This window comes from Candidatus Nealsonbacteria bacterium (assembly GCA_011050465.1).
Taxonomy (GTDB): domain Bacteria; phylum Patescibacteriota; class Minisyncoccia; order Minisyncoccales; family RBG-13-36-15; genus RBG-13-36-15.
Genome location: DRFQ01000009.1, coordinates 312,592 through 320,392 on the forward strand (window position 1 = coordinate 312,592; position 7,801 = coordinate 320,392).

Annotated in this window: 7 protein-coding genes; all 7 read right to left on the bottom strand. The window is 36.7% G+C overall.

Annotated elements, in window-relative coordinates; all coding sequences use genetic code 11:
* Positions 1 to 45 precede the first annotated feature (45 nt).
* Positions 46 to 2,532 (bottom strand): preprotein translocase subunit SecA, encoded by a 2,487-nt coding sequence (gene secA, locus ENH66_03555; GenBank protein ID HDZ54745.1) that lies wholly within the window; start codon positions 2,530 to 2,532, stop codon positions 46 to 48.
* Positions 2,533 to 2,608: 76 nt separating this feature from the next.
* Entirely contained in the window at positions 2,609 to 3,463 is an 855-nt protein-coding gene (gene speB, locus ENH66_03560; GenBank protein HDZ54746.1) for an agmatinase, read from the bottom strand.
* 131 nt (positions 3,464 to 3,594) lie between these two features.
* Positions 3,595 to 3,762, bottom strand: a complete 168-nt coding sequence (locus ENH66_03565; protein ID HDZ54747.1) for a hypothetical protein — start codon at positions 3,760 to 3,762, stop codon at positions 3,595 to 3,597.
* Positions 3,763 to 3,790: 28 nt separating this feature from the next.
* On the bottom strand, positions 3,791 to 4,948 hold the full coding sequence (locus tag ENH66_03570) for a deoxyhypusine synthase (GenBank protein HDZ54748.1): 1,158 nt from the start codon (positions 4,946 to 4,948) through the stop codon (positions 3,791 to 3,793).
* Positions 4,949 to 4,986: 38 nt separating this feature from the next.
* Positions 4,987 to 5,529, bottom strand: a complete 543-nt coding sequence (locus ENH66_03575; GenBank protein ID HDZ54749.1) for an arginine decarboxylase, pyruvoyl-dependent — start codon at positions 5,527 to 5,529, stop codon at positions 4,987 to 4,989.
* 490 nt (positions 5,530 to 6,019) lie between these two features.
* Positions 6,020 to 6,985: a UDP-N-acetylmuramate dehydrogenase gene (murB, locus tag ENH66_03580; GenBank protein ID HDZ54750.1), complete on the bottom strand. Its 966-nt coding sequence runs from the start codon at positions 6,983 to 6,985 to the stop codon at positions 6,020 to 6,022.
* A gap of 298 nt (positions 6,986 to 7,283) precedes the next feature.
* A partial coding sequence (locus tag ENH66_03585; protein ID HDZ54751.1) for a hypothetical protein occupies positions 7,284 to 7,801 on the bottom strand: 518 nt, incomplete at its 5' end.

The window sequence follows — 7,801 nt, forward strand, 5'->3', positions numbered from 1 at the left end:
CCCCAGTAGCAGAAGCTTTGCTTCGCTACGGGACTTCGTTTTTTTTTACTTACCGTGGCAGTGTTTATATTTTACTGAACGGCCATCGGGTTTTTTCGCCCCACAGGGACAAGGATCATTTCTGCCAATTTTCTTTTTGTTGGCCGTAGTTGATCGACTACCGGCTGATGCCTTTTCTCTATTTAAGTTATAATCTGTAGATTGCGGGATGGAAACTGGTTCCCTGACGAGATTAACTTTCAAAATGGTATTGGCGATACTTGAATCGATTTCACTAAGTAATCTCTGGAACGTTCTGTGGCCTTCATTTTTGTATTCAATTAAAGGATCCCGCTGGCCGTAAGCCCTTAGCCCGACTGAATCTCTTAAATAATCCATTTCCTCTAAATGATTCATCCATAACATATCTAAGGTTCTTAAAGAAAGAATTTTTTCAATCTGCCTCATCTTCTCGTCCCCCGTTTCTTTTTCTTTCTTTTCATAATCTTCTTTTGAATGCCCTCCTTTTAAAAATTGGCTGAGAATTTTTTCCTTCAATTCTTGAGGAGAAGCTTGAAGGATTTCTCGTCTTTTTTTATAAATCGTTTCCCGGTGCTTATTCATTACGTCATCATATTCTAAAAGATGTTTTCTTGCGTCAAAATTAAAACCTTCGATTTTGGATTGGGCCTGTTCAATGGCCGAAGAAACCAGATTGGCTTCAATTGGCTGGTCGTCTGGAATTTTTAAGATTCCCATTAAAGATTTGATCTTTTCAGAACCAAAAATTCTTAAAAGTTCATCTTCCAGAGAAACAAAAAATTGAGAAGAACCCGGATCTCCCTGTCTGCCCGACCTTCCCCGTAGCTGATTATCGGTTCTTCTGGCCTCATGCCTTTCTGTACCAATGATATGAAGCCCTCCCAGCTCCTTCACTTTTTGAGCTTCTTCGGGGCTTGACGGATTACCTCCTAAAACTATATCTACTCCCCTGCCGGCCATATTGGTGGCTATGGTGATAGCCGCCACTTTCCCGGCCTGAGCAATAATTTCTCCTTCTTTTTGGTGGTGTTTGGCATTAAGAATCTGATGAGGAACTCCTTCTTTTTCAAGTAATTTCCCTAAATATTCATTTCTTTCTACGGATCTTGTTCCAACTAAAACCGGCTGTCCTTTTTGATTCTTGGTTTTAATCTCTTTAATGATTGATTTAAATTTTCCTTCTTCAGTTTTATAGATGCGGTCTGACAGATCGGTTCTAATCATTGGTTGATCGGTCGGAACAATCACCACCTCCAAACCAAAGACTTTATCAAATTCCTCAGCCGAGGTAACAGCTGTTCCTGTCATCCCGGCTAATTTTTTGTAAAGTCGAAAATAGTTCTGGAAAGTAATTGAAGCTAAGGTAATAGATTCTGGCTGTACCTGAACACCTTCTTTTGCTTCGACTGCTTGATGAAGGCCGCCAGACCACCTTCTGCCCGGCATAAGTCTACCCGTAAATTCATCAACAATAATAACCTGATTATTCTTTACGACATAGTCTTTGTCTCTTTTAAATAAAAAATCTGCCCGAAGGGCCTGTTCTAAATGATGCAGATACCTCATCCCTTTTTCTTGGTAGATATTCTCTAGCCCTAAAATTTTCTCTATTTTATCGATCCCCTCTTCAGTTAAAATAACAGCCCTTATTTTCTCATCGATATTATAATCATCGTTTCCTTTCAAGAGTGGGGTGATTTGAGAAAACTCTCCATACATTTTAGAAGATTCCTTATCGGGTGCTGAGATTATTAAAGGAGTTCTGGCTTCATCGATTAAAATCGAATCCACTTCGTCGATGATGGCATAATTTAGTCCTCGCTGAGCTTGATTTTTCAAGTCATAGACCATATTATCTCTTAGGTAGTCAAAGCCAAATTCATTATTGGTGCCGTAGGTAATATCAGCTGAATAGGCTTCTTTTCGAGAACAAGGCCTTAGAAAGTCCTCGACCACCTTAAAACCGCCTAATTCGTCCCTGATTTTTTCTTCCTGCTCTTGCGGCTTTTTATAATCAGGATCATACAAAAAAGCCTGATCATGATTCAAACAACCGATACTCAGGCTTAATAAGTGATAAATTTGCCCCATCCAGACCGTATCTCTTCTAGCCAGATAATCATTAACAGTAATGACATGAACCCCTTTTTGTTCCAAGGCATTTAAATAAACCGGCAAAGTGGCTGCCAAGGTTTTGCCTTCGCCGGTCTTCATTTCGGCAATTTCTCCTTGATGCAAAGCTATTCCACCAATCAGCTGGACATCGAAATGCCGCTGTTTTAAGGTCCTTTTCGCTGATTCCCTGACCAAAGCAAAAACTTCTGGTAAAATATCGTCAAGATTCTCGCCTTTGTTTAATCTTTCTTTAAATTCTAAGGTCCGAGCACTCAAATCGTTGAGTGCTCGGTCTTTAAATTCTCTTTCAAGGCTATTTATTTTCTCTACTATCGGCTGAAACTTTTTTAAATATTTTTCATTGGCATCGCCAAAAATTTTAGATAAAATCTTCATAGAATAAATTATATAATAAATTGCCAAAAATAAAAAGGGCGGCTTTAAGTCCCCTTTTTTACTTAGCTTTAAAAGATTATTTATTTACAACATAACTAATAATTTTGTAAACCAGCTTGGCGGCTAAAAAATCAGGGGCAATAAAGCTTGGTATGGGTGATAATTCAACAACGTCTGCTCCGACAATTTTTCTATTTTTTGCAACTTCTCTGATTAAATCTAGGACTTCATTCCACCCAAGGCCACTAGGTTCTGGCGTACCAACAGATGGCATAAAAGAAGGATCAAACACATCGAGGTCTAAAGTTAGATAAACGTTTTCTTTTAGGGTACTGACAACTTCTTCGTTAGAAAATTTTTTATCGTAAAAGATATTATTCTTTTTTGCTTCTTTTATGTATTTGGTTTCTTCTTCGCTCATACTTCTAATGCCAACTTGCGTTATCGGTAATTTTAAATCTTGGGATATTCTTCTCATCACGCATCCATGGTGGTATTTTGTCCCTTCAAATTCATTCCGCAAATCAGCATGAGCGTCAAGCTGTAAAACTGAAAAATTATATGCAGAATATTTCTTTTTAAGAGCAGAGACTGCTCCCAGGGTAATCGAGTGCTCCCCTCCTAACATCAAAGGAAACTTCTCATCGCTTAAAATTCGAGCTATCACATTCTCAATTCTTAAAGTTGTTTCTTTCGGAGAGTTCTTAGAAGGCTCTAATGCCTCTAAGGTGAAAATGCCAATTTTACTGATGTCTTTCTTTTTTTCTATATCATAAAGCTCCATATGGCGGGAGGCATTTATGATTGCCCAAGGACCATCTTTCGTCCCAGAGATGTAATAAGTTGTGGATTCATAAGGTACGGGAATAATAACTACTTTTGAGCTTCTGTAATTTTGCTTTTCCAAACCTCCGAAATTATAAGGCTCCAATGCTGGGTAAGAAAATCCTTTCACCCCCACACCAAACGAGCTTATGTTTCAAGGCTACTCTTGATCCTATTTTTGAGTTGCCTTAAAGCTTTCGCTCGTAGTTTTAGGTTATGTTCTCGTTTGACCGCATCTTATTTTGAAGCATAAGCTTCATAATATACAGGATACAGTGGTCTTTTTGATTTTGTTGGCCTAACGAGACCTGAATTATGTTCTTTTAATCTTTTCCTAAGATCATTAGTATATCCAATATACAAACTTGCATCGTTTCTACTTTTCAGGATATAAACAAAGAACATAATTCAAAGCTCGTTATGGTGTGGAGGTTCATTTTTTTTTAAAAAGAGAAGAGAAATCAGTGCCTTTTCTTTTTGATTTAATCCTTTCTTTTAAGGCATGGGTGACGATAGGTAAAGCAATTGTTGCATCGCAAAAGCATTGAGCTTTCTTGGCATCAACCGCTTCCTTTCCCCAGCTCGTAGCTTCTTCGAAAGTGCAGCCCGAAAGACCTCCCCACTGCGGAGAATCAGTAGTAATTTGAATTGCATATTTGTGAGGGTAGAAATATTCATTTGTGGCTGGCCTGAAAACCCCTCCGGGTCTGCCAGGAATCTTTTTGTCGTCGTATTCTAAAGGAGAGGAAACGGCAAGCAGTTGTATAAAATCTTTTGGCACACCGCCTCCTATGTAGATTACTCCGATATCTTTTACTTTTTTTGTTAAACCCATAAAGTCTACATAATCTTTTGCCTGGTCAAGAATCAAATTAAACTTCCTGCTCTTTGCTATCAATACAGCGTCTCCATAAGCCGAATCCACCAAAGCAGGGCTGAAAACAGGGACTTTTGCTTTAGCTGCCGTCCCTATAATGCTGCCTATTTTCCTTTTATTCAGCCACAAACCAAAGTCGCGCAGGAACTCCATTGTAGAATAATTATAGCCTTCCTTGCGGGTCATAATAAATTCAGCTATCAGGTTGATCATATCCAGATACTCCACATCATCTCCAAAAACATCGTAATATCTGTTGATATCGCTTTCTAATAATTTAACGTCATCCACATTTTGGCTTCCTTTGTAATAATAATATCCCATGCCTTCAATAATATCCTCAGATACATTCGCGCCTGTCGAAACTAAAACATCTATAAATCTTTGCTCTATCAGCCAATTTATTATTTTCCACTGTCCGGTTGTGCTCAAAGAGCCAGCGTAACCCATTATGATAGTAACATTTTTGTCTTTTATCATTTCTTCCCATACATCAACCACTTCACCAAGCTTCCTGCCCTGAAAACCTGTCTTTGCCATAGCAGAAAGGAGTTCAGAAATACTTTTCGCATCAACATTAATGGCTTCTAATTTTTTTGTTTTATACTTACCGGTAGCTTTCCTTACTTTTCTATACTCTTTCAGATTTATTTTTGCATATTGAGAAACGAGTTTAGAAAGATGCTTCTCTTTTTTTGAAAGTCTGTTATTCATTTTTTTCATATTAATTAGATAAACGGGATCCAAACGCCTTATGGAACAAAAACTACTGCCGCCACCACCGAGGTCCAAAGACCATCTTTGTTGCCCCGAGTAGTTTGAGTACTATTGAAGGTATAGACAATTTTACCGCTTAATTTATATGCCTGTTTCCTGGTGTCCCAAGCATCGTCGGGGTTAAATTTCATTCCAAGAGTAGAGGCCAACATAGAGGCTGCTAAGTCTTCGGCATAATCTCCGGCTTTTTCTTCGGTTTCACCAAAACAATGATGTTCGGAAAGATAGCCATATCTTTTATTTCCGACAGGGATGGCACAACCAACAGAAGCTCCTATTAATCTATTTGGTTCATTGGTTTCGTTCCGAGCCATCACACAAAAAACAACCTCTCCTGGTTTTAAAACAGCCACTCCTTTATCTCTGGAAATCTTTTTGCAGCCAGGGGGCAGAATACTGGAAACTGAAACTAAATTAAATTGGGCAATGCCGGCGTCTCTTAAGGCCCATTCATAAGCGCTTAATTGTTCTCTGGCTACTCCTGTTCCCTTTGTGAAAAAAAACTTTTGAGGAATCATAATTTCTTAAAAAATACTTTAATTTTTTAAAAGAATAAAAAAAGGTTATTTTATTATTTCATTTCAAGAAACTGTGTCAACCCCCGTCTAAATCTTTTTCTTGTAAAAATTTGGGGGGCAAGAAAAAAAATGGGGAAAAATTAAAAAAACTGTCCCTTTTTGAAAAGGGACAGGAAAAGAAAATTTTATTATCTGCGTCTTCCTTTCTTTTTTGGTTTCTTTCTTTTAACAACTTTCTTTTTCTTTTTTGCAGCTTTTTTCTTTGCCATTTTTTAAAGAAACATATTATTTTAAGAATACTGGCAAATAGTCGACCAACTATTTGTAAAAAATTTTACTGTGGTTTCCAAAGTTCTGAAAAAATTTGAAGTGTTAATTCTATTACTTTATTATTTCATTTCAAGAATTGATGTCAAGCCCTCCTAAGTTTTTTTTCTTGCAAAAATTTTGGAGAGCAAAGAAAAAAACAAAAATTTTAATTATTCAACTGCTAAAATCCTAAAAAATAAACTTCTTCTTTTAAAATTATTCCAAATTTACTTTTTACTTTCTTTTTTGTTAAATTGATTAATTTTTTAACATCTTCTGCCTGAGCATCTCCTATATTAATGATAAAATTAGGATGATCCCTTGAAATTTGAGCTTTTCCGATTTTTTTTCCGGCAAGCTGACATTGATTGATCAAAAAAGCGACGGGTAAAGTTTTTCCCTTAATGACTTTTTTAGCTTTAGGAAATTTCTTCAAAAAATCTCTTTTTAATTTATCTATTCCTATATTTTTAAAAACACTTCCTGCCGACGGTTCTTGAGGGTGCCTTTCTTTCCGATAAATCAAATATTTCTTAGTTGTTTCTTTTATTTTCTTTTTGCTGTTTTTTTCAAGCTTCAGAACAACAGAAAAAATAATAAAATTTCTTTTCTTTTTAAAAATACTTTCTCTGTAACCAAATTGACAGTCTGAATTTTTTATATTTTCTGTTTTTAAGTTTTTAAGATTAAAAACTTCTACCTCCTTAACTACATCTTTTGTTTCTCCTCCAAAAGCTCCTGCATTGCCCCTGACAGCCCCTCCGATTGTTCCTGGAATTCCAGCCGCCCATTCAAAACCGGTCAAGTTTTTTTCTATTGATTTACCAACCAACAGAGATAAAGGTGTGCCGGCCTCAGTAAGGATCTCTGAGCCTTTAATTCGATAATCTGAAAGTTGAATTTTTATTACAATACCCTTGAATCCTTTGTCAGAAACTAACAAATTACTCCCCCCGCCCAGAATAAAAAACGGTAGATTATATCTTTTTGCTATTTTGACAGCTTGAATTAAATCTTTTTTTGTCTCAGCTTTAAAAAAATATCGAGCTGGTCCGCCAATTCTAAAAGTAGTGTAATTTTTCAACAAAATATTTCTCCTTAATCCCGGTAATATTTTTTTTAACTGCTGATAATTTATCTTTACCATTTTTTTATATTCTAACTCTTCCTCCAAAATTTGTATACAAATTTTGGAGACCTCAAGCAAGCCTAATAACCTAAAAACTAAACTCTAAACGTCCAAATTAAAAAGGCCAGGAGAGTTGACTCCGATGCTAAGTCTTTAGTGAGTGCTGGCTCCTGACCCAATTTAACTATATCAAAAGTATATAAAAAAGTAAAAAACCTCGCAAAGCAAGGTCTTTTACCGACTTAGTAAAGTCCCCTGAAAGGGAACACTCACTGATTAAATATTAGCAAACCCGAGGCCTTTTGTCAAGTTATTTTTATCTTCCCAAAATCTCATTCATCTTAACTCTAGTCTTTGGACCAACATAACCGGTACCTTTGGTTAGTCCCCAGTGAGAAAGAATATCTAAGGCATATTTTTCCTGGAAGCGGATAACGGCTTTCTTAGTTAAAGGGCCAAACCAACCAGAAACTATGCCTTCAGGATAAATCTCTTGCCCTTGAGCTTTTAAGAAAATCTGTAAGTATCTGACGTCATCATTTGTCTGGTCATATTCAAGATTAATGATGAATCTGTAATTAGCTGGGATTTCTTCGGTGACCTCCTTTTCCAGGAGTTGAGCTATCTGGGCTTTTAATTGAGCAATCTTGGCTGAGATTTCAACAATCTTAACTTTAAGTTCCTCGATGGTCATCTCAGAAATTGGTTTTTCTTTAGTTTCACCCATTACGGCAAACAAAGAAAAGTGCGAGGTATAAGCAGTGACGGCATTGGTGAGTATGTTGACTTCTGATTTTAGGACTTTCCAGGAGGAGACCTTTTTGTCCCAGAAAA